Annotated in this window: 24 protein-coding genes; 13 read left to right on the top strand and 11 right to left on the bottom strand. The window is 62.2% G+C overall.

The window, feature by feature from the left end; translation table 11 throughout:
- Positions 1-6: 6 nt before the first annotated feature.
- On the bottom strand, positions 7-432 hold the full coding sequence (locus JQ553_RS32075; protein ID WP_212504072.1) for a twin-arginine translocation pathway signal: 426 nt from the start codon (positions 430-432) through the stop codon (positions 7-9).
- Positions 433-831: 399 nt separating this feature from the next.
- The gene (locus JQ553_RS32070; RefSeq protein ID WP_212504071.1) at positions 832-1026 is read right to left on the bottom strand and encodes a hypothetical protein; all 195 of its coding nucleotides are present in this window, start codon (positions 1024-1026) and stop codon (positions 832-834) included.
- A 266-nt stretch (positions 1027-1292) separates the two neighbouring features.
- On the opposite strand from JQ553_RS32070, the gene JQ553_RS32065 reads away from it, so the two are divergent.
- From JQ553_RS32065 to fixJ, 3 genes are all read left to right on the top strand, one after another.
- A complete protein-coding gene (locus JQ553_RS32065; RefSeq protein ID WP_212504070.1) occupies positions 1293-1487 on the top strand; it encodes a hypothetical protein in 195 nt (64 codons plus the stop codon).
- Positions 1488-1607: 120 nt separating this feature from the next.
- The gene (locus tag JQ553_RS32060) at positions 1608-3038 is read left to right on the top strand and encodes a PAS domain S-box protein (protein WP_212504069.1); all 1431 of its coding nucleotides are present in this window, start codon (positions 1608-1610) and stop codon (positions 3036-3038) included.
- The gene (gene fixJ / locus JQ553_RS32055; protein ID WP_212504068.1) at positions 3035-3643 is read left to right on the top strand and encodes a response regulator FixJ; all 609 of its coding nucleotides are present in this window, start codon (positions 3035-3037) and stop codon (positions 3641-3643) included. Before JQ553_RS32060 ends, fixJ begins: the two co-directional genes overlap by 4 nt.
- A 10-nt stretch (positions 3644-3653) precedes the next feature.
- Here fixJ and JQ553_RS32050 read toward each other — a convergent pair whose 3' ends face one another.
- The 5 genes from JQ553_RS32050 to JQ553_RS32030 all read right to left on the bottom strand — a co-directional run bounded on the left by JQ553_RS32050 (position 3654) and on the right by JQ553_RS32030 (position 10049).
- Complete coding sequence (locus JQ553_RS32050) at positions 3654-4763, bottom strand: ABC-type transport auxiliary lipoprotein family protein (RefSeq protein ID WP_212504067.1); 1110 nt, start codon at positions 4761-4763, stop codon at positions 3654-3656.
- Between the two features lie 13 nt (positions 4764-4776).
- Positions 4777-5514, bottom strand: coding sequence for an ABC transporter ATP-binding protein (locus tag JQ553_RS32045; RefSeq protein WP_212504066.1), 738 nt, complete (start codon positions 5512-5514; stop codon positions 4777-4779).
- Between the two features lie 2 nt (positions 5515-5516).
- Complete coding sequence (locus JQ553_RS32040) at positions 5517-6638, bottom strand: ABC transporter permease (RefSeq protein WP_249144743.1); 1122 nt, start codon at positions 6636-6638, stop codon at positions 5517-5519.
- Positions 6639-6837: 199 nt separating this feature from the next.
- Entirely contained in the window at positions 6838-9591 is a 2754-nt protein-coding gene (locus JQ553_RS32035) for a bifunctional acetate--CoA ligase family protein/GNAT family N-acetyltransferase (protein ID WP_212504065.1), read from the bottom strand.
- Positions 9573-10049, bottom strand: coding sequence for an HPP family protein (locus JQ553_RS32030; RefSeq protein WP_212504064.1), 477 nt, complete (start codon positions 10047-10049; stop codon positions 9573-9575). The genes JQ553_RS32035 and JQ553_RS32030 overlap by 19 nt, the downstream gene beginning before the upstream one ends.
- 141 nt (positions 10050-10190) lie before the next feature.
- Here JQ553_RS32030 and JQ553_RS32025 point away from each other — a divergent pair, with 141 nt between their 5' ends.
- The 8 genes from JQ553_RS32025 (at position 10191) to JQ553_RS31990 (ending at position 15659) form a co-directional block, all read left to right on the top strand.
- The gene (locus JQ553_RS32025; RefSeq protein ID WP_212504063.1) at positions 10191-11174 is read left to right on the top strand and encodes a zinc-dependent alcohol dehydrogenase family protein; all 984 of its coding nucleotides are present in this window, start codon (positions 10191-10193) and stop codon (positions 11172-11174) included.
- Between the two features lie 484 nt (positions 11175-11658).
- A complete protein-coding gene (locus JQ553_RS32020; protein ID WP_212504062.1) occupies positions 11659-12492 on the top strand; it encodes a universal stress protein in 834 nt (277 codons plus the stop codon).
- Positions 12493-12506: 14 nt separating this feature from the next.
- Positions 12507-12863 (top strand): cytochrome c, encoded by a 357-nt coding sequence (locus JQ553_RS32015; protein ID WP_249144742.1) that lies wholly within the window; start codon positions 12507-12509, stop codon positions 12861-12863.
- Between the two features lie 63 nt (positions 12864-12926).
- On the top strand, positions 12927-13649 hold the full coding sequence (locus tag JQ553_RS32010; protein ID WP_212504061.1) for a CBS domain-containing protein: 723 nt from the start codon (positions 12927-12929) through the stop codon (positions 13647-13649).
- A gap of 22 nt (positions 13650-13671) precedes the next feature.
- Positions 13672-13839 (top strand): hypothetical protein, encoded by a 168-nt coding sequence (locus JQ553_RS32005; RefSeq protein ID WP_212504060.1) that lies wholly within the window; start codon positions 13672-13674, stop codon positions 13837-13839.
- Positions 13840-13954: 115 nt separating this feature from the next.
- Positions 13955-14206, top strand: coding sequence for a hypothetical protein (locus JQ553_RS32000; RefSeq protein ID WP_212504059.1), 252 nt, complete (start codon positions 13955-13957; stop codon positions 14204-14206).
- Positions 14207-14335: 129 nt separating this feature from the next.
- Positions 14336-15013, top strand: coding sequence for a helix-turn-helix domain-containing protein (locus JQ553_RS31995; protein ID WP_212504058.1), 678 nt, complete (start codon positions 14336-14338; stop codon positions 15011-15013).
- A gap of 403 nt (positions 15014-15416) precedes the next feature.
- Positions 15417-15659, top strand: a complete 243-nt coding sequence (locus JQ553_RS31990; RefSeq protein WP_212504057.1) for a hypothetical protein — start codon at positions 15417-15419, stop codon at positions 15657-15659.
- Between the two features lie 56 nt (positions 15660-15715).
- Here JQ553_RS31990 and JQ553_RS31985 read toward each other — a convergent pair whose 3' ends face one another.
- From JQ553_RS31985 to JQ553_RS31975, 3 genes are all read right to left on the bottom strand, one after another.
- On the bottom strand, positions 15716-15976 hold the full coding sequence (locus tag JQ553_RS31985; RefSeq protein WP_212504056.1) for a hypothetical protein: 261 nt from the start codon (positions 15974-15976) through the stop codon (positions 15716-15718).
- Between the two features lie 22 nt (positions 15977-15998).
- The gene (locus JQ553_RS31980; protein WP_212504055.1) at positions 15999-16211 is read right to left on the bottom strand and encodes a DUF2892 domain-containing protein; all 213 of its coding nucleotides are present in this window, start codon (positions 16209-16211) and stop codon (positions 15999-16001) included.
- A 90-nt stretch (positions 16212-16301) separates the two neighbouring features.
- On the bottom strand, positions 16302-16751 hold the full coding sequence (locus tag JQ553_RS31975; protein ID WP_249144759.1) for a CBS domain-containing protein: 450 nt from the start codon (positions 16749-16751) through the stop codon (positions 16302-16304).
- A 288-nt stretch (positions 16752-17039) separates the two neighbouring features.
- On the opposite strand from JQ553_RS31975, the gene JQ553_RS31970 reads away from it, so the two are divergent.
- Together JQ553_RS31970 and JQ553_RS31965 are read left to right on the top strand one after the other, a co-directional pair.
- Positions 17040-17771 (top strand): universal stress protein, encoded by a 732-nt coding sequence (locus tag JQ553_RS31970; RefSeq protein WP_249144741.1) that lies wholly within the window; start codon positions 17040-17042, stop codon positions 17769-17771.
- Positions 17772-18002: 231 nt separating this feature from the next.
- A complete protein-coding gene (locus JQ553_RS31965; protein ID WP_212504053.1) occupies positions 18003-19724 on the top strand; it encodes a SulP family inorganic anion transporter in 1722 nt (573 codons plus the stop codon).
- Positions 19725-19858: 134 nt separating this feature from the next.
- On the opposite strand, the gene JQ553_RS31960 is transcribed toward JQ553_RS31965, so the two are convergent.
- Complete coding sequence (locus JQ553_RS31960; protein WP_212504052.1) at positions 19859-20695, bottom strand: universal stress protein; 837 nt, start codon at positions 20693-20695, stop codon at positions 19859-19861.
- Positions 20696-21131 lie beyond the last annotated feature (436 nt).

The following is a 21131-nucleotide window of genomic DNA, read 5'->3' as shown; positions in this document are numbered from 1 at the left end:
GCGCCCTCAACGGATGCCGGAACGCGACGGGCGCGTGCCCTTCGCGCTCGCCGCGGGCGGCGCGGCCGCCGCAGTGTCCGGCGGCGTCTCATGGCACTTGTTGCGGGCCCAGACTTCCTCGACGAGTTTCTGCTGAGCGCGGACCGAAATCAGGTCGTTGCGGTAGGCGACTTCGGCTACGACGGCTCCGCCGACACCGGTCTCGGCCTTGGCCATCAGCCCCTGCAACTCCGCGGCACGGGCGGTCAGGGTCTTGCGTTCAGCCTCGAGTTGCTTGCACTCGTAGAGATCGTATTTGGCGGGGTCCGCGAACGCAGGTGCCACGGAATCGCCGATCTGGGCGCAGGCCGAGACAGCGGCCGCCAGCGCGAGCAATACCGCGACGGCGGCGGCGCGCGACAGGCTGCGACGGCGTGTGCAACGAACGGACATTCGACCTACCTAGAGAGACTGTGTTGAGATTGCCTAAAGCTTGATCCGAAAGCGTGGGCATCCCGGAAAAGCGATAGAGCAGTCGCCGGTGTCCGGATTGAGGCTTCATCGCGGCCGCCGCCCTTTGTCCCACGAGTTCACGTGATTTCGCGCACATTTCTCTAAGCTATTGAAATCACAACCGTTCGGGCAGAGGACAATTCCGCTCGGCCAGATTTTAGCTGCGCTGTAGCGCCTTCGAGCGAAGTGATGCGGGCTCGCGTGAGGAGAACGCGCCAAAACAGGAATCCAGAGCGTGGTTCTGATTCAATCCGCTGGGTTTCGCCGCCTCCGCCATGACGACAAATGGTTCAATGCCGCCACAATGCAGCCCATCGCGGCGTCGCCAACGCATTGGCGCTACTGAAGCTCCATCACATCAGCGAAGATCGTCCAATCACGGACACCCTTCTGCCGGCAGAAGTCGGCCTCGGCCTGCTGCGCGGCGTCCGCGAGTGAAGCGGCATCGACCTTGAACGCAGCCTGACAGGCGCGATGCTCGTGGCCGGTATCGTCGCAGACGGTCTTGATGAAGCGAACGTCAAATGATGGCATGACACCCTCTCGGTGTGAGTTGACCTCTCGGTTGACCATTCTGCCATTCAGGCCGCATTCGATTTTTGACCTGGCTCAAGGAAAGCGACTTCTGGCCTGCGGATAAATTCCAATCGGCGATGTTGAAGACATCGATGCACGAATTGATTGGCGATACGGTTGAGAGCGGCCTGACGGCCGCTCTAACCAGGTTGGATTTTTGACCTGCGTCAATACGGCGACTGTCCCTTGCCGATAAGGATGCTCTTCCCGTCAGGGTCAGGCACATGGCAGACAGAAAGACTTGGCGCCCCATCATCTTCTCGTGTCCGAACACCGGCGACCGTGTCCAGGGTCTGCTGCCGGAAGACACGCCCGAGCTCGGGGCCGACGATCTGCACCCGATAACCTGCGCAGCTTGCGACGGCGTGCACTTCATCAACTTGCGCACTGGCGCGATGATCAGAGCTGAACGCAGTTAGGCCCACTCTCGCGGGCCCGTGCAGTCGCCATCTTCCCCGACAAGACCGCAAGCGACCGCCAAGTAGTCTCCTGTGTGCAAACGTTGTACTGTCGGTTGAACGTGAGAGCTTACCGGGGATATGTCCGAGCACATCTGGTACCGCTATGGCACTGCCGCGGCAGCAGCTGCGCTCGCATTCGCGTTGCGCGCAGCACTGCAGCACTATTTGGAAGACCGCACGTTCACGATCATCTACTTTCCGGTCGTCGTTTTTGCCGCTTTCGCTGGAGGCCGTGGACCGGCGATCTTTGCTACCCTCCTCTGCATTGGCGGTGCCGCCGCGTTTCTTGGCAAAAGCCTCATCATCGATCCTGCGAATATGATCGACATCGCGTGTTTTGCCGTACTTGGTCCGATCCTCGGCTTTATGGGCGATCGACTGCTGCGAGAATCCGAGCAGGCGCGTTATCGGCAGGCTCACCTGCAATCGATCCTGGATACCGTGCCGGAGGCGATGATCGTGATTGACGATCGCGGCGTCATTCGCTCGTTCAGCGCCGCGGCGGTGCGGCTGTTCGGTTGGTCCGCGGATGAGGTGGTTGGAAAGAACGTATCCAGCCTGATGCCGCAGCCGTACCGCGGCGAACACGACCGGTACATCGATCGATATCTCACCACCGGCGAGCGGCGCATCATCGGCATTGGCCGCATCGTGGTCGGGGAGCGAAGCGACGGTTCGACCTTTCCGATGGAGCTCGCCGTCGGCGAGGCCAAGGTGCGCGGCGAGCGCTTCTTTACCGGCTTCATCCGGGACCTCACCGAGCGGCGGGCACAGGAACGGCGGCTGCAGGAACTGCAATCCGAACTGGTGCACGTGTCGCGGCTGACCGCCATGGGCGAGATGGCATCTTCCATCGCCCACGAGATCAACCAACCACTTTCCGCCATCACAAACTACATGCGCGGCGCAAAGACCCTGCTGACGTCCGAAAAACCGGACGCCAATCGCATCGGTGATGCACTCGAGCGCGCCGCCCAGCAGGCGCTGCGAGCCGGCGACATCATCAAGCGCCTGCGCGAATTTGTTGCCAAAGGCGAGACACAGCAAGCGTTGGAGAACCCGGTCACACTCCTCGAAGAGGCCGTGGCGCTGGCCCTGTTGGGTGCCAAGGAGCAAGGCGTGCGAGTGTCGTTTCGAAGCGACCGTGACATGCCGTCGATCCTCGTCGACAAGATCCAGATCCAGCAGGTCGCGCTGAATCTGATCCGTAACGCAATCGAGGCGATGGTCGCCTGCCCGCGTCGGGAGTTGACCGTCGGTGTCGCACAGACCGATGGCGTCGCCAGGTTCACCGTTGCCGATACCGGCCCCGGCATCAGCCCTGACATCGCCGACCGCCTGTTTCAGCCCTTCGTCACGACGAAAGAGCATGGCATGGGTGTCGGACTATCGATCTGCCGGACGATCATCGAATCCCATGGCGGTCACATCGTCGCGCAGGCGAACCCAGGTGGCGGCACGATCTTTCAGTTCACCCTGCCGTTTGCGGAGGTTGAAGAAGAAGCATGACTGTGCGGCGCATGATTCTTGTGATCGACGATGATCCCGCGATGCGGGACTCGCTCGCCTTTCTCCTCGATGTCAACGGCTTCGCCGTAGCGACCTATGAGACGGCGACCGAGTTTCTCAATCATGTCGCGAGCTGTCCGGTCGACTGTATCGTATCAGACATCCGCATGCCGGGCATGAGCGGCCTCGAACTGGTCCGCAAGCTCAAGGCCGACGGCGTCGCCTGTCCGATCATTTTGATAACGGGTCATGGCGATGTGGCGCTCGCGGTGGAAGCGATGAAGGCAGGCGCCGTCGACTTCATCGAGAAGCCGTTCGATGACGACGTGCTGCTGCGAGCGATCCGCGGCGCCCTGGAGCCGCAACCGGCGACGCCCGCCCACGACGCCGCCAGGCTCCAAGCGGAAGCCCGCCTCGCCGATCTCTCGCCACGCGAGCGCGACGTCCTGCGAGGGCTAATTGCGGGTAAGATCAACAAGGTGATCGCCCACGACCTGGGCATCAGCCCGCGCACGGTCGAGGTTTACCGCGCAAACCTGATGGCCAAGACCGGCGTCCACAGCATGTCGGAGCTGATGCGGATCGCGATCGCCGCGGGACTTTAGGATAGCAGCCTCATTCCGGCTGCGCTGTCCAGGCGATGAGCTTACGAGCGAGCGCGCCAAAGGCCCGATCGAAGGCAGCCGACGCATTGGAGGGTGTGAGAGCATCGATCGTCTCCGACTCCTGAAACAGTTGTGCAGCCCTCAGCTTCCCGTTGGCATCAACGATCCGCACCGAAAGTGCAATGACCGCCTGCGGCCGCGCTCCAAGCGCGATCTCGAAGCGGCGCAGGTCGATGAGCAGGCGCGACGCGCTCTCGACGCCGCTGTCGGCGCGCAGCGGCGCACGCCTGATGTCGTAGTTCTCGAAACTCTGCAGCAGTCGCGCCTGGACCAGCGCCGGCAGGCTGTCGCTCCATTGTGCGTCCACGAAGTCAGACGGTTCCTCGTCCGGCGTGAACAGGAAGCGCTGGGTCTGCAGACGAGTGATCGCACTCGGCTCCGCCATGATCAACGGCACGGGCAGCGTCGCACCTCGTTGCGACTCGAAGCCGTCGACGGCATGAAGATCGTAGACCACCTTGCGCGGCGCCGGCGTGCCGCCACCCGTCATGCGCTCCAGCCCCGACACGATACCGTCGAGTTTCGGCGTGTTACGCGCCAGTCCTTCGGCAAACGTGCTGAGGTTACCGATCGTGTCGTGTAGCTGCGCTGCATTCTCGGACAAGACGGCATCCACCCGGCGCAACGCGTCGCGGGCGGCCTGGGTCATGCTTTGCCCCGCTCCCTTCTCGGCCACCAGCGGCCCGCGCGCAGCCGGCGCATCAGGATTGTCGCCCCCCTCGAGCGTAACCACCGGGACGCCGGTCAAGCCCTGGAAATCGAGGCCGACACGCGTGTCGGCATGGACTGGGGTTCGCTCAGCGACCGCCACCGTGACGCGGACGTCGCGCGGCCGGCCCGGGACGAGTTCAAGCGAGGTCACCTCGCCCACGCGGATACCGTTGAAGAGCACCCCGGCGCCGACCAAGAGCCCGGGCACCGGACCATCGAAGACAAGCTGGTAAGTCTCCCGCTTGCCGATGCCCCCGACATTGTTCAGCCAGTAGACGAAGCCGAAGACGGCGACGATCGCCGACAACACAAATGCACCGACAATGATGTAGGGCGCGCGAACTTCCATGAGTTTTCCTCGTCTAACGACCCAATCCCAGCATCTGGGCGCGGGCCCCATGAAAGTAGGCTCTGACCCAGGGATGATCGGACCGGAGCACGGACGACAGCGGCCCGACCGCCGCGATCCTACCGTCGGCGAGCGCAGCGACCCGATCGCATACGGCCTGCAGGCTGTTCAGGTCATGCGTCACCATGAACACGGTGAAGCCGAGCGTCCGGTGCAGCGTCCGGATCAGCGCATCGAACTCGCCTGCGGCGATCGGATCGAGGCCAGATGTCGGCTCGTCCAGGAATAGCAGAGCCGGATCCAGCGCCAGCGCCCGCGCGAGTGCAACGCGCTTGGTCATGCCGCCTGAGAGCTCGGATGGAAACTTGTCCCCATCCTCGCGAGCAAGCCCGACCATTTCGAGCTTCGCGTCCGCGATCTCATCGAGCAATTGCGGCGAAAGGCGCGCATTCTCGCGCAGTGGGAACTGGATGTTCTGGCGCGCCGTCAGGGCCGAGAACAGTGCACCCTGCTGGAACAGGATGCCCCAGCGGCGGTCACTTGCGCCATTGGCGGCAAACTCGATCTGCCCGCTGCGCTTCGGCAGCAGTCCAACCAGCGTCCGCATCAGTACCGACTTCCCGCCGCCGGACGCGCCAACGAGACCGAGTATCTCCCCATCCTTCACGTCGAGATCAAGGTGATCGAGGATCGTCTTCTTGCCAAAGCCGACCACGAGGTCGCGGACCTGAATCGCTGGAGCATCGGTCATGGCTACATTCCGATCGAGGCGAAAAACACGGCAAAGAGCCCATCGAGCACGATCACAAGGAAGATCGACTTCACCACCGACGAGGTGGTCTGCTGCCCGAGCGATTCCGCGCTGCCCTTGACGCTCAAGCCCTCCGCAGCCGCAACGAGCCCGATCACGATCGCCATGAACGGCGCCTTGATGATGCCGACCTCGAAATGCGTGACCGACACTGCATCATGAAGCCGTGCGATGAAGATCGCGGGGCTCATGCCGCCATAGAGCCAGGCGACGAGCCCGCCGCCATAGAGTGCCGCGAGCGACCCGAGAAAGGCGAGGATCGGTAGCGCCACAACAAGCGCGAGGATGCGGGGCAGGATGAGGACCGCGACGGGGTCGAGCCCCATGGTACTCAGAGCGTCGATCTCCTCGCGCATCTTCATCGCGCCGATTTCGGCCGTGTACGCGCTGCCAGACCGTCCAGCCACCATGATGGCCACGATCAGCACGCCGATCTCGCGCAACACGAGAATGCCGACCATGTCGACGACATAGGATTCCGCACCGAAACGCTGAAAATGGAAGATGCCCTGCTGGGCGATGATGGCGCCGATCAGGAACGTGATCAGCGCCATGATCGGCACAGCCTGCCAGCCGACCCGGCCGAGCTGGTAGACGGTCGATGTCAGCCGAAACGACCGCGGGTGCCTGAGGACGCCGAGCAGAGCAAAGCTGAAGGCGCCGAGCATATGAAGGAATGCCGCGGAATCGGAAGCGAGCCGCTTGCTGCCACGACCGAGTTGGTCGAGCTTCTGCAGGACAGGATTGACGGATTTCCTCTCGGGGAGAGCTGCGCGGTTCAGCCGCTCCACCTCCTCCATCAGATCGCCGTAGGGACCATCGACGCCGGTAAGGACAGCCCTCACCGATTGTTTGGCGCTGCCGCGGGCGAGCCTTTCCAGCAGCCAGGCGCCCGCCGTGTCGAGGGCAGTTACGGAGCGCAGATCGATGGACCTGATGTCGGCGCGCGCGGCCTGCGCGCACAGGCGCTCCAGGACCTCGACATTGGCGACATTCCAGGCGCCGCGTGCGTTGAATGCGCGCGGATCGTCCGCATCTGCCGTCAATGTCGGCGCGTTGATCAAGGAACCACTCCACGTTCGCAGCGCACTTTAGGGCGGCCGGCGGCGGATGCTTTGGCCCAACGTAACCCGCTCGCACCGGCTGTTTTTGACCCACATCAACGGAATAGCGGGGTGGCCTGGGCGGCATCAGGCCTCGGACAGCCGGGCCAGGCCGATCAGGAGATTTCGATGAACCGCGCTGCCTACCGCGTCGTCGCCATCACGCGCTTTGACCTCGCTCTGGCCGGATCAGGATGTCCGCGCCAATGGCGTCAACAACGGGCAGACCGAGATCCAACACGACGTCGACGACGCTGCGATCGGTCGGATCCATGGCGACGGTGAAACCGAGCTCGCGGCACATGTCCAGCATCGTGGTGTTCTCGGCCAGCACCTGACCGTTCAGGCGCTTCAGCCCTTCCGACCGGGCATAGTGGATCAGGAGCTGCATCAATGCCCACCCGAGCCCCTTCCCCTTGAGACCGGATTGCAGCAGGATGGCGTACTCGGCGTTTTCGTAGAGAGAGTCCGAATGAAGCCGGACCGCACCCATCATCTCGCCCGTCTTCGGATCGAGTGCCGCAAAGGCCATCGCGCGCGCATAGTCGAGCTGAGTGAGGCGTGCGATGAAAGCATGTGAGAACTCCTTCATCGCGTGAAAGAAGCGGAGCCTGAGATCCTCGGCGGTCACGCGCTTGAGGAACCGGTGAACCGCGGGCTCATCTTCCGGCCGCATGGGCCGCACCAACACCCGCGAGCCATCCCTCAAGGCAAGCTCGCCCTCCCATTGCGACGGATAGGGCCTCACGGCAAGCCGGGTCTGACCGGCGAACAGCCGCGTCGGCTTGCGGATCGCCACGCGCGCGTCGAGCGCGACAACGCCGCTCTCGTCCGCAAGCAGCGGATTGATGTCGAGCTCGGCAATTTCAGGAATGTCCGCCGCCATCTGCGCCAGCTTGACCAGTGTAAGCGGCACGACGTCGGCCGGCACGGCGGGTACGTCGCGATAAGCGCCGAGCAATCGCGCGACTCTCGTTCGCCCTACAAGGTCACGGGCCAGATTCATGTCGAGCGGCGGCAACGCCAACGCCTTGTCGTTGATGACCTCAACCGCGGTGCCGCCGCGGCCGAACATGATCACCAGACCGAAGGTCGGATCGTCGGCGATGCCGAGGATCAGTTCGCGCGGCGCCCGCCGCACGATCATCGGCTGAATCGTCACGCCTTGCAGGCTGGCATCGGGGCGCGCGGTTCGAGCGCGCGCCAGCACGGTCCTGGCGGCCTCGGCGATGCCTTCGCGCGTCCGCAAGCCGAGAATGACACCGCCGACGTCCGATTTGTGCCTGATGTCGCGCGAGAATACTTTGACGGCGACCGCATGCCCCTCAGCCAGGAACGGCGCGGCCTTGTCTGCGGCATCCTCGGCGTCGCGCGCCGCAACGGTCGGAACAAGCGGAATATCGTAAGCCTCGAACAGCGCGACGATCTCGACCGGATCAAGCCATTCCCGAGCCTCAGATAATGCGTTCGCGACCACGTGCCGCGCCGCCGCGGTCTCGGGCGTGAACACCGATGCGATGCCTGGCGGAGTTGCGGCGAGCGCTGTGGAGGCGTCTCGATATCTCACCAGATACATGAAAGCTCGCACCGCATCGTCCTCCGTCGGGAAATGCGGAATGCGCGCGACTTCAAAGGTTCGCCCGGTACGCTCATCGGCGCCGGCCCACGCCGCAAGCACCAGCGCGGCGACAGCACTCCGCTTTGCTCTGCGGTCCCGGACGCATTGCGCCACCGCGTCCGCGATACCTCCGGTCGGGGCCACCGCAGTCTCCACATTCATGACAAGGACGGCATCGCTGTTTGCGTCCTCCATCAGCGCGTCGAGCGCGGACACGTAACGGGCGGCATCGGCATCGCCGGAGATATCGACGGGATTGGTGCGCGACCAGCCCCGCGGCAGGACCTTGTCGAGCTGAGCGACCGTCGCCGGCGTCAAGGTCGCGGGAACGCCGCCCAGTTCAGCAAGCCGATCGGTGGCGAGGATGCCGAGCCCGCCGCCATTGGTCAGGAAAGCCAGCCGGTTGCCGCGCGGGACAAAGCCGCGGCCGAGCAGTTCGGCGCAATCGAACAGTGCGCGCAGATCGAACACGCGCAACATGCCGGCGCGGCGAAAGGCCGCGTCATAGACCGAATCCGAGCCGGCCAGCGCGCCGGTGTGGGTCGCAGCCGCTATCGCACCCTGCGCCATCCGCCCCGACTTGACGACGATGACCGGCTTCAGCCGTGCCGCTGCGCGCGCCGCCGACATGAACTTGCGCGCGTCCTTGACGGCTTCGAGGTAGAGCAGGATCGCATTGGAGTGCTCGTCGAGCGCGAAATAGTCGAGCAGGTCCGCGACATCGACATCGAGCTGGTCACCGATCGACACGATGCCGGAAAAGCCCAACCGCCGCTCGGCCGCCCAGCCGACCATCGCCGCCGCGACGGCACCCGATTGCGATATCAACGCGAGATGTCCCTCGGACGGACGATGCGCGGCAAAACTCGCATTGAGCTTCGCGTGCGGCATCATCACGCCGAGGCAGTTGGGCCCGATCAGGCGCATGCGATGCTCGCGCGCCGTCCGCTCCACGGTCTCGGCCAGCGAGCCCGCGCCATGGCCGAGGCCGGCTGACAGAATCGCGGCGCCGGCGACGCCAGCCGCTCCGGCCTCGACCATGATGCCGGGAATGGCGGCCGGCGGCGCGGTGACGACAATAAGATCGGGAACGAACGGGACCGACTTGAGATCGGGAAAGGTCGCCTCGCCATCGACCATGGCGTGCCGCGGACTGACGACGGCGATCCCGCCCACGAAGCCGCAAGCCTTGATGTTCCTGAGCACCGCCGCGCCCAGGGACGACGGACGTGAGCTGCCGCCAACGACTGCTATGCTCCGAGGCGCAAATACCCGCTCTAGGCCAAACGTAGACATTGCACGGTCTCGCAAGGAACGAGCGGAGGCGCCTGCCGCTTCGTGCAGCGCGCCAGAGCCCGCATGACGTCCTCGCGAGCGATAATACCGATCAGATGGTGATACTTGTCAATCACGGGCAGGCTCTTCAGGCGATGTGCGACCATCAGCTCCAGAACTCGCTGCAGATTTGTGTCCGGCTCGACCGCGATCACGTCGGACGACATGATCTCATCGACCGTCGTTCCCATGCGATCGTCATAATGCGGCAATATTTCCTTTGGCGTGAAGGCGAAGACCTTCAAGGCGTCGAGTTTGGTGACGAAGCCGACCACGATCTCGTCGCGCACCACCGGATATGCATCATAATTGTCCCTCGCGAACAGCCGGTACAGGTCACCTACCGTGGTTTCGGGAGCGACGCTCCGTACCGAACTCGTCATGTTGTTCTCGACGCTTTCCTGGAGAAATTCGTACATGGCTGATCCCTTCGGGGCGCGCTGCACTCTGATCCGCAACGCATTGGTCGCCCGAGCATAGGCAACGCAAACAGATCGGCGTTGACCGAGATCAAAGCGGCCCCATGTGACATGGTGCAGAGATCACGAGCGAGTTCCGTCATGTATGCGATGACCCTGCCTGCCCGCGGCGCGCCGCTGCAACGTGTGGAAAGACCGGATCCTGTTCCCGGTCCCGGCGAGGTGCGTGTCAAGGTCAGTGCCTGCGGCATTTGTCGCACAGACTTGCATGTCGTCGACGGAGAGCTGCCAAACATTGCGTACCCGATCGTTCCAGGGCATGAAGTCATTGGCCGGATCGACGCAGTGGGCGACGGCCTCGATCGTTCTCACCTCGGCATGCGCGTCGGCGTGCCCTGGCTCGGGTCGACTTGCGGGCACTGTGCTTACTGTCGCGCCGACAGGGAGAATCTCTGCGATCACCCGCAATTCACCGGCTATACGCGGGATGGCGGTTTCGCGAGCCATCTGGTCGCGGACGCGCGCTATTGTTTTCCAATCGGCGAGCAAGGGGGCGATGCGGAACTTGCTCCCCTGATGTGCGCCGGCCTGATTGGCTGGCGCTCCCTGGTGATGGCGGGCGACGGCAAGAACCTCGGCATCTACGGCTTTGGCGCGGCCGGACACATCGTCGCACAGGTCGCCCGCGCGCAAGGACGGGCCGTCTACGCCTTCACGCGCGCGGGCGATACCGAGGCACAGCATTTGGCGCGGTCGCTCGGCGCATGCTGGGCGGGGTCCTCGGAAGACCGGCCACCGGTCGAGCTCGATGCCGCAATCATCTACGCGCCCGCCGGCCCGCTTGTGCCGCTCGCATTGCGCGCGGTGTGCAAGGGCGGGCGCGTGGTCTGCGCCGGCATTCACATGTCGGACATTCCGAGCTTTCCCTACAGCATTCTCTGGGGCGAACGGCAGATCGTCTCGGTCGCCAACCTCACCCGCCAGGACGGCGTCGACTTCCTGGAGGCCGCGGCTAAGGTCGGTATCCGGACTCACGTCACCGTTTTCCCGCTTGACCAGGCCAACGAGGCCCTGTCGCGCCTGCGCGACGGCAAGGTCCTCGGCGCCGCTGTTCTGAAGCCATGATCGAACGAGCCGAACGCACGTTGGCCCAGGGATTTCCGTCGTATTCCATGCGGGATTCCTGAAGCCGCGGGAACGTGCTGCCGCCTCCGCGTCAATAGGAGGACTCCATGAAGCGGCGATTCGACTGAGCCGCAATCGATCCGGCGGTTCGAGGCGGCCTTCGTCGTAAGCGCCGTCGCGTCGATCGCGGCGTCGGTCTCGGCCCTGTCCGCGATGGGACTGCTGCTTGTGGTGTGCAACGGCCACCATGCCGACCTCGAGGGCTACTAGATTGATCGGGACGCTCAAACGCAGCCATCGGACGCCAGCGAGCAACCGATCCCGCATCGCAATTCGCCATCGCTGGAGGCGAAAGTGTTGCCGGGCGTGCCGCAAGGTTGACCTCCCTTAAAATATATCGACAAGCGTTATGAGGCGGATCAAAATGTCTCGCGCCGACCCGTGCTCTGATGGACAACAACGATTTCATCCATGGAGAACGGCCATGTTCAGGAACATACTGGTTCACATTCCCACGGAACGGTCGTTGCGGCCCGCAGTGGACGGCTCAATCTCGCTTGCCGTCAGCACGGGCGCACATCTCGACGCGATCGCGATCGGCTACGCGATGACCAATCTTGCACTTGTCGAAGGCGGCGCGGCCGTCGCTGCGATCTTCGAGGCCGAACATGCGCAGGCGCTTGAGCGAGCCGAAGCGGCATTGCGCGTTTTTGATCTCGAGGCAAGGAACGCGGATATCTCCTACGCGACCCGCGCGGTCAGTGCACCTCCCGTCGAAGCAAGCGCGATCATCTGCGCAAATGCGCGACTCCACGACCTGACCGTCGTGACACAGCCTCAGACCCACCATGACAGCTACGATGACACCATCCCCCAGGATATTCTGTTCCAGGCCGGCGGTCCCGTCCTGTACATGCCGTACACCTTTCACGGTGCGTTTTGCGCCAGGCGAATTGGAATTTGCTGGGACGGCAGCCGCCTGGCCGCGCGCGCGGTGCACGACGCGATGCCGCTGCTGCGCGAAGCCGATGCCCTAACCATCATCACCATCATCTCCTCGGACACTGTCCCGCCGGAGGACTCCGCCGACCATTTGGTGAAGTACCTCGCAAGGTCGGGGCTTCCTGCAAAGGTTGCGTCGCTCCCGGCATCCCGGTCAGAGGTCCAGCCGATCCTGCTGTCGATCGCAACGGACGAAACACTGGATCTCCTGGTGATGGGCGGATACGGCCACTCCCGCCTGCAGGAAACGCTGCTCGGTGGCGCAACGCGCGACATGCTTCGCGCGATGACTGTTCCGGTCCTGATGTCGCACTAAGCATGAGACTGCCCATGAGACATGCCGCCAGGTACTTTCTGCATACAATCGGCACCGGCCTGATCGCAGTCGCCGCGATCGGCGCACTGCCGACACCCGCCGACGCCGACCAGGAACAGGGCCGCCGCCTCGCGGGGGTCTACTGCGCCCGCTGTCACTCCATCGACAAGGTGAGCCCGAGCCCGCTGAAGATCGCGCCGCCGTTCCGAACGTTGCACGAGCGTTACCCGGTCGAAATGCTGCAAGAAGCACTGGCGGAAGGAATTGTCACTGGCCATCCGACGATGCCCCAGTTCAGGTTCGAGCCGGACCAGGTCAATGATTTCATCCTGTTCCTGAAATCGCTGGAGAGCGGTAAAGCGGGCCGTTGAGCCAGGTCAATGTGTCGCGCGCACACGGTCCTATTATTCGGCTTTCCAACTCGGAGGTCCGACATGCGCGCGCATCAGATCATGACCAAGCACGTCATAGGCGTCAGCCCGCATACATCGATCCTGGAGGCCGCCAACATCATGTTGCGATGTCACGTCAGCGGCCTGCCGGTGCTGGACGAGGATGGCACTCTCAGGGGCATGGTGTCCGAAGGAGATTTCCTGCAGCGCGCCGAGATCGGTACCGGACGCAAACGTTCGGCCTGGCTGGAGCTCTTCACGGGCGTCGGCCGCGCGGCCACGGATTTTGTCCATGAGCGGGGCCGCGAGGTCGAAGATGTGATGACGACGAATCCGATCACGGTCGAAGAACAGACGCCGCTCGATGAAATCGTGCATCTCATGCAGAAGCACGGCGTGAAGCGACTGCCGGTTGTGAACGACAAGACCATGGTCGGTATCGTCACCAGGGCCGACATTTTGCAGGCGGTTGCCTCAATGGCGCGGGACGTCCCCGACCCGACCGCCGACGACAGTCACATCCGCGACCGCATCGTGCGCGACATCAGTGCCACGGCCTGGCGACCTGCCGGCTTCCAGGTGTGGGTGCGCAATGGCGTCGTGCACCTATACGGCTTGATCTTCGATGAACGCGCACGCCAGGCCGCGATCGTGCTGGCCGAAAACATGTCAGGCGTCAAAGAGGTTCACGATCATCTCTGCTTCGTCGACGGTTACTCCGGCTACTACGTCGAATCGCCCGAGGACATCAAGGCTGCCGGCTAGCCAGAAACAGGAATACCGCAACATGCCGATGGATTCACTGATCGTCGTCGCGCTCGTCTGCTTGATCTTCTCGTCCTTCGCTCTCGTGCTGGCTTTGGTCGACCGCAGCACCACGCGTTGGCAACGTGAGCAGCAAAACCAGGATCAAGCCAGTACGCGCGCCTCCTACCCTCCAGAGAAGGCGGCCTAGCGTTGCTGATGGGCGTCCAACCGAGGAAGGCGGAGACCCACGCGGCCCATCAACGCCTCTCGTGCGGTGACGCGCCCAGCGTTAAGATGAGCTGAGGAGCTCCGGAGAAACATCCATGGATGAGATCACGCATTTCATTGCGGTTCCGTACGACCTAACCGATCATGGACTCGTCGCTGGCAAACAGTTCAAATGCACCACCCCCGCGTCCGCGATAGAGCACGCCAAGCACTTGTGGAAGATATTCGGCCATACGGGTGCGGTCGCAATCGTCCGCACCGGGTATCCGGAAACCAGAACCACCGTGCTGAGGACGTTTGGCGTAGTGCCGGACGATCCGAGCGACGAAGGTCGTCGCGCCAAATGAAGGCGCTTTCGCGCGGCGGCCTACGTATCATTACGTAGTGGCTTCTACTTAGGGGAAACATCCAAGTTTCCCGGTTCGTTAGCAGCGGTCAATCTCCGTCTATCGATCTTCCCACGATGGAGTGCCGCCATGCAGACCGAGGCCGCCGTTTCTCTCGAGATCAGCCGTCATCCAACCAGCGTCTTGCGCGAGCAAGCTCGCAGCCAGGGGCCGTTCGGGATGATCGGGACGCCAATGCGGTTCGGCCGGAATACCGAGATCTACGGCGAGGACGAGGCTGCGGAATACCTCTATCAGGTTGTGTCAGGCGCTGTGCGAACCTACAAGATTCTGGAGGACGGGCGTCGGCAGATCGCTGCGTTTTACCTGCCTGGAGACATCTTCGGCTTCGAGGCCAGCGATACCCACATCTCTTCGGCAGAGGCGATCTGCGAAACCCAGGTCATGGTGGTCAAGCGGAACGCGCTCATCGTGCGCGCCAGCCACGAAAGGGACCTCGCGCGCCAGCTCTGGGACGCTACGGCGTTGGAGCTGCGCCGCTTTCAGGAACATCTGATGCTTCTGATCAGCAGCGCGGAGGAGCGGGTAATCGGATTCCTGCTCGATATGGCTCGCCGTGCCAAAAAGAATGCCGCCATCGAGCTTCCCATGTCGCGACAGGATATCGCCGACTACCTTGGCCTGACGATAGAAACGGTCTCACGCACTTTCACCCAACTTGAGCAGAGCGGCGTGATTGCTCTGCCGACCTCACGCCGGGTTGAGCTGCGCAATCGTGCGATGCTCAATCGCCTTACCACGGCGTAAGAAGGCCAAGAGCACAAGTCCGCCTCAATTGATTTCCCGCGAGCGCAACCCTCATCGCGGATGGCGCCGTGACCGGTGTGACCGTGGTCGATGACCGCTGTCAGTAAGCAGTGGCACGGAATTCCTGATCCGGAGCGTCGCTTCGGCATTCGACGCTCATCTCGCGCGTCTGCACAGCCGGGCTGTCTGCCCCCGATTCGGCGTGCGGGCCCTACGCCCGCTTCCCAACTTCCTCCAACGGAGAAGATGCTCCGTTGCTCCGCCAAGTCTCGAACAACTTTGCGGTGTTGCCCATCGTACGATCGCTGTGTTTCAGGATCCGCTCCATGTCCCGGCGAATGAATTCCAACTGATGTCTAGTGCACTCCTGGTACACGGTGCCGTAGTCCCGGATCGAGTGCGCTTGCGCCAGCTTGGCGAGCAACTCGTTGAAGATCGAGGTGTCGGCGACGATCCGCTCGACAATTTCATCGCCTACGAAGAACATTTCGTCCAGCAGCACGTTTCGCGCGCTGCTGAAGAGCGAGACAGCATATCGGTTCGCCCTGATAAGTCGCGACGCCATATCAGTCGCGAGAAGGTCGCTTTCTACGGCGCCCTGTGGATGCTCCGCGATCTTGGCAATCCTGTCTGCTACCGCAGTTGATGAAAATCTTCGTCATGGCTGTCTCCAGAACCTAACCACAACCATTTAACATCGGTTTAGAGGTCTCGGCCTTGATGAGGGTCAAGATCAACGGGCTTTGGTCGAATTGCAGGGTCATCGAACTGTTTTCGAAAATACACCGCGTCCGTTCCCGGGACAGTCAGACAATTGTGCTCCTTGGCAAATTGAGCGACGCGAGCTGCCGCAAAATGGTTGATCCCAAACAGCCGCTCGTAATCGTGTTCCGAGATTCTTAGAATAGTCCCTTCATCGAGACGATTGAGTCGCGCCCGCAGCCCGGAAAGAGTCAGGTTCATGTCCATAATCGTCGCCGAGCTCTCAGACAGGATCGGGCCTGCGCCGTGTGTCCACTCCCAACAAGGTGTAGAGCGGACAATACGAAATGAAGGCAGTCGCAAGCAGAACCAAACCCACCGCTCCCGCGACCAGCCAACCCGGTCCAAGCGAGCCATCCTTCACTGCATAGGCGATCAGAGCCAGGCCAATGACGATCCGGACGTACTGATCGAGGCGTCCAACGTTGCGCGTCATGGCAGTGTTGCCTCCTTTGATGGAAACTCATAATGGACCGACCGGAACCCGGAGCTTTTGATCCTGATCAAACACGTTACGGCATCATCATCATCGATCCAACGTGGTCGATTTTCTGAGACATCGCTCAAGCGCCGCGAGCAACTGCACGCGGCCAGCGATGCCGACGACCCGCCGGTCGCGAACCACGAGCACCTGCGAGATCTGATGATTGTCCATTTCGGCAACGATCTCGCTTACGGTAGCCTTCTCGTCGACGCAGACGGGCTTGCGGCTCATCACGGCATCAACGCGAAGGGCTCTGGCCCGCTCACGGACAAGCTGCCCTTCCTCTCTTCCAACCAGCCATTCGACCCAAAACCCTTCGGGGAGGTGCACTCCCAGCTCGCGGCGATGAAGAAAATCGCCCTCGGAAATCACGCCAACCAGGGATTCGGTGTCGTCGAGCACCGGCAAGCCGCGTTGATTGGTCTCAAGCAAGAGGCGGACGGCATCGAGCAACGGCGCGCCCGATCTAATCGTCGCGAACGAGGTTCGCATGACGTCGGCGGCTAACATGACATCCTCCATCGAATTCCTGGCCACGTTCGCGATTCTACAGCGACGACCTCGCCCGCGCTTGATGCACGTCAACCCTCAACGCGATACTTCCTGACCTGGATCAATACGCCAAAGGTCAGTTCCTGCTTCTATGCCACTCCCTGCTGGTCGAAAGGAGCAACCATGTTCAGGAGCTTGCTGGCACTTGTACCCTCCGAACGACCGGCTCAGCCGGTCGTCGACGGATCGATCTTCCTGGCCATGGCCTGCAGGGCTCGCATCGACGCGTTGGCGATCGGTTATGAGCCGGCACATATTCCGATCGGGGCCGCGGGGATCCCGGCCACGACTCTGGTCTTCGAGGAACAGCGCATCCATGCGATCGAGCGCGCGGAAACTGCAATTAACGTGTTTGAGACGAGCGCCAGGAATTCGGGACTGCACTACAACTGCCGCACGATCAGCGCCATTCCAGTAGAAGCGCTCGCCATCGCAAGCGCGGCGGCACGGCTGCATGATCTCACGATTGCGTTGCAACCCGATTTCGAAGGATCGACGTTCGACAACGACCTTTCCAGGGAACTCCTCTTCGAGTCAGGCGGCCCCGTGCTGTTCATGCCCTACACGTTCCGCGGGCCATTCTCGCCACGACGCATCGGGATCTGCTGGGATGGAAGTCGCCTCGCCAGCCGCGCATTGCGGGACGCAATGCCGTTGATCGAGAAGGCGGAGGCGCTCACGGTGATCACGATCGACGACTCCGGTGCGATCCCGGATGGAGTCCGCCCGGAACAGTTGGTCCGGCACTTGGCGCTAAAAGACTTGACCGCGGAATTGGTGAGATTTCCCTCCGCACGTTCCGAAATCCAGCCGACGATCCTTTCCGTCGCCGCAGATCGACGACTTGATCTGCTCGTGATGGGCGGATACGGGCACTCACGCTTGCAGGAGCGGCTCCTCGGCGGTGTGACTCGGGATATGCTGCACTGCATGACGGTGCCGACGATGATGTCGCATTGACACCGAGCATGCCTGCGGATTGCTCCCTGCAAGCGCCCACGGTACTCGCCGGGGCCGAACCTCCGCATCTATCCTGGGCACGGTCCTGAATTTTCAAAGACGGCTTTCCAGGGCACGCTGGCTCCCATCGACATTATTGAAGGCGTGTGGCTGATGGGGACCCGTTCGCGCAACACCGAGATCTATGCCTCGCGGCTTGCGAGCGCGGCCCGGTTTGGGAGGGATCGCCAAATGAAGCATTGGCTGCACTGGCTGCCAGGGCTCGACGCTTTCAGTCGCTATGAGGCCGAGTGGCTGCGGCACGATTGCGTTGCGGGGCTCGTACTCGCGGCGATGCTGGTGCCGATCGGCATTGCGTATGCGGAAGCCTCGGGTTTGCCGGGGATCTACGGTCTATACGCGACGATCGTCCCGCTACTGGCCTACGCGGTATTCGGTCCAAGCCGTATCCTCGTCCTGGGCCCGGACTCGGCTCTGGCGGCCGTCATCCTCAGCGTCGTCGTTCCGCATTCCGGTGGCAATCCGCTTCGCACCATAACCTTGGCAAGCATGATGGCTATCGTTTCGGGGGTAGTCTGCATTCTCGCAGGCATCGCGCGCCTCGGTTTCGTGACCGAGCTTCTCTCCAAGCCGATACGCTACGGCTACATGAATGGAATTGCCTTGACTGTATTGATCAGTCAGCTTCCAAAGTTGCTCGGCTTCTCTATCGAGAGCGAAGGACCAATGCGGAGCCTGTGGAGGATCGCCGGCGCGATCTTCGAAGGAAGAGTGAACTTGGTCGCATCTGGAATTGGGCTCACCACGTTGATCGTGATTCTGCTGTTGCAGAACAACAGGCGGATGCCAGGCATTCTGATCGCAGTGGTCGGAGCAGCAGTCGTTGTCGGCATGTTCAACCTGGGAGCCCGCCACGGCGTGACGGTCCTGGGTCCTCTGCCACAGGGTCTGCCGGGGTTCGCCATTCCCTGGATCGATTACAGTGATCTAGTCCCGGTCCTGGTCGGCGGTTGCGCGATCGCGCTGGTGTCGTTCGCCGACACCAGCGTACTTTCGCGTGCCTATGCCGCTCGGTTGGGCGACCGTGTCGATCCAAACCAGGAGATGGTGGGACTCGGCGTGGCCAATCTGGCAACCGGCCTCTTTCACGGCTTTCCGGTCAGCAGCAGCGGCTCGCGCACTCCAGTTGCAGAAGCCGCGGGCGCCCGCACCCAACTCACCGGCGTCGTTGGCGCGCTTGCCATCGCCCTCCTCCTGCTTGCGGCACCAAATCTTCTCCAGCATTTGCCCGAGGCTGCACTGGCCGCCGTGGTGATCGCCGCGGCGATCAGCTTGATTGAGGTCACCGACCTCAAGCGAATCTACCGCATTCAGCAGTGGGAGTTCTGGCTGTCGATCGCCTGCTTGATCGGTGTAGCAGTGTTCGGAGTGATACCGGGAGTATGTCTCGCCATCGCCATCGCGATCGCCGAATTCCTATGGGACGGCTGGCGTCCGCACTTTGCCGTTTTGGGACGCGCCGACGGCGTTAAAGGCTATCACGACATCACCAGATATCCGGCTGCGCGTCAGATCCCCGGACTGGTCCTGTTTCGCTGGGACGCGCCTCTCTTCTTCGCAAATGCTGAATTCTTCAAGGAGCGCGCGCTCGAGGCGGTTGCGAAATCACCGACACAAGCGCGTTGGCTGGTCGTTGCTGCCGAACCGGTCACCAGCGTCGACATTACGGCCGGAGATATCGTCGCCGAACTGGACGCTGCGTTGCAAGCGCGGGGCATCGAGCTTTGCTTTGCCGAGCTCAAGGACCCCGTCAAGGACAAGCTGAAGAGATTTGGCTTGGTTGCACTGCTCGGCGAAAAGTACTTCTTCCCAACCATTGGCGCTGCCGTTTCCCGTTACCTGGAAATGAATGACGTCGAGTGGGACGATTGGGAGGATCGGGCCAAAGGTTAGCGGGGGCTGCCTCGCCTGCATGCGCGCGTCAATCGCTTCGACAAGCTGAAACGATGCTGCCGTTACGGCGCCTGATCGCACTTTGGAGCGAAGTGGATGCTGGTTCGCGTGAAGAGAACAGAAACCGATAATGCCTAGTGTGAAAACAGGATCGGAAGTGGTGGCTTCGAGAGCAGGCTTCTCGTTGCTCCTCCGAGAATGAATTCCCTCAAGCGAGAATGTCCGTAAGCTCCCATCACCAGAAAGTCAGCCGCGCAGGACGAAGCCGCTGCCTCGAGCACCTCGTGGATCGGCCGCCCCGCGGCATCGATGCGTTCCACGACGATCTCGATGCCGTGCCGCGCAAGGTTTGTGGCCAATGCCTCGGTGGAGTGCTTGCTGCCAAACGTCTTCTCGTTCTCGACCGTGACGATCCGTACGTTTCGTGCTCTTTCGAGCAATGGAATTGCGTCCGCAACCGCGCGCGCAGCCGCGCGACTGAAGTCCCAGGCCACAACGGCCGTCCTCAGCTCAAAGGGCTTCGATCGGCTTTCCGGCAGTACCAGGATCGGTCGGCCGGAGCCGAATATAATCGCCTCGGCGTGCCACTGATCGTCGAATTCCGGCACCGAGGCGATCGTCAGATCGCGAAGCCGGGCATAGTCTACCAGCAGGGATGACACATCTTGCGTGCGACACTTTTCCATGATGGTTTCGCTGGATAAGCTCGCCTTGCCCGCCATTGCTTGGAAGGCCGCCAGCAGACCTGCCGCAGCCTCTCGGCTCTTGCCGGCCTCCCTGGCGATGATCCCGCCAACATTGCCAAGCGAGCTGCCAATCAGGCTACCGGGAACTTCAACATGGGCTTCATACGAGATCGCCGCGATATGGGCGCCAAGTGCCGATGCCAACGACACTGCGTCATCGATCACGGATGCCGGCGTGGCGTCCGGGTAGCTTCTTAGCGTCAGCAGAATGTCTCTGATCGCCATCGATCCCTCCTGCAAGCTAAGCACAGTGTGCTCCATTCCTACTTTGCCGTATTGATGCGTCGCAAATCGAGTTCTCGATGCGTCCGCCGTCGCCCACCGCGGCCACCATCAGTCAGCCATCTACAAGCCACTCCTGAAATTAGATCGGACCGGAGTATAACTTCCGGTCTCAGACCAGTCAGACCGGAATAAGACTTCCGGGAGAAAGATGATCAAGAGGATAACGCGCACACCAAATTCAAACCAAAATGGTCAGTCGATCAAGAGGGTCGCGTCGTCGACCACCGGCGAGCGCTCGGGCTCATCCGCATAGTTTTTCACCAAATGGTCATGGCGAGCTGAAAGGAACAAATCTCCTGCTGGACATTTTGTTTGGTGAGGGAGACCAAACTCGGAGGAGGAAGGCGTGAAGCTTGCCACCATAGCCCCCATCGTG

Origin of the sequence: Bradyrhizobium lablabi (assembly GCF_018131005.1) — a bacterium.
Lineage (GTDB): Bacteria > Pseudomonadota > Alphaproteobacteria > Rhizobiales > Xanthobacteraceae > Bradyrhizobium > Bradyrhizobium lablabi_D.
This window is presented reverse-complemented; position numbering and strand designations above follow the sequence as displayed.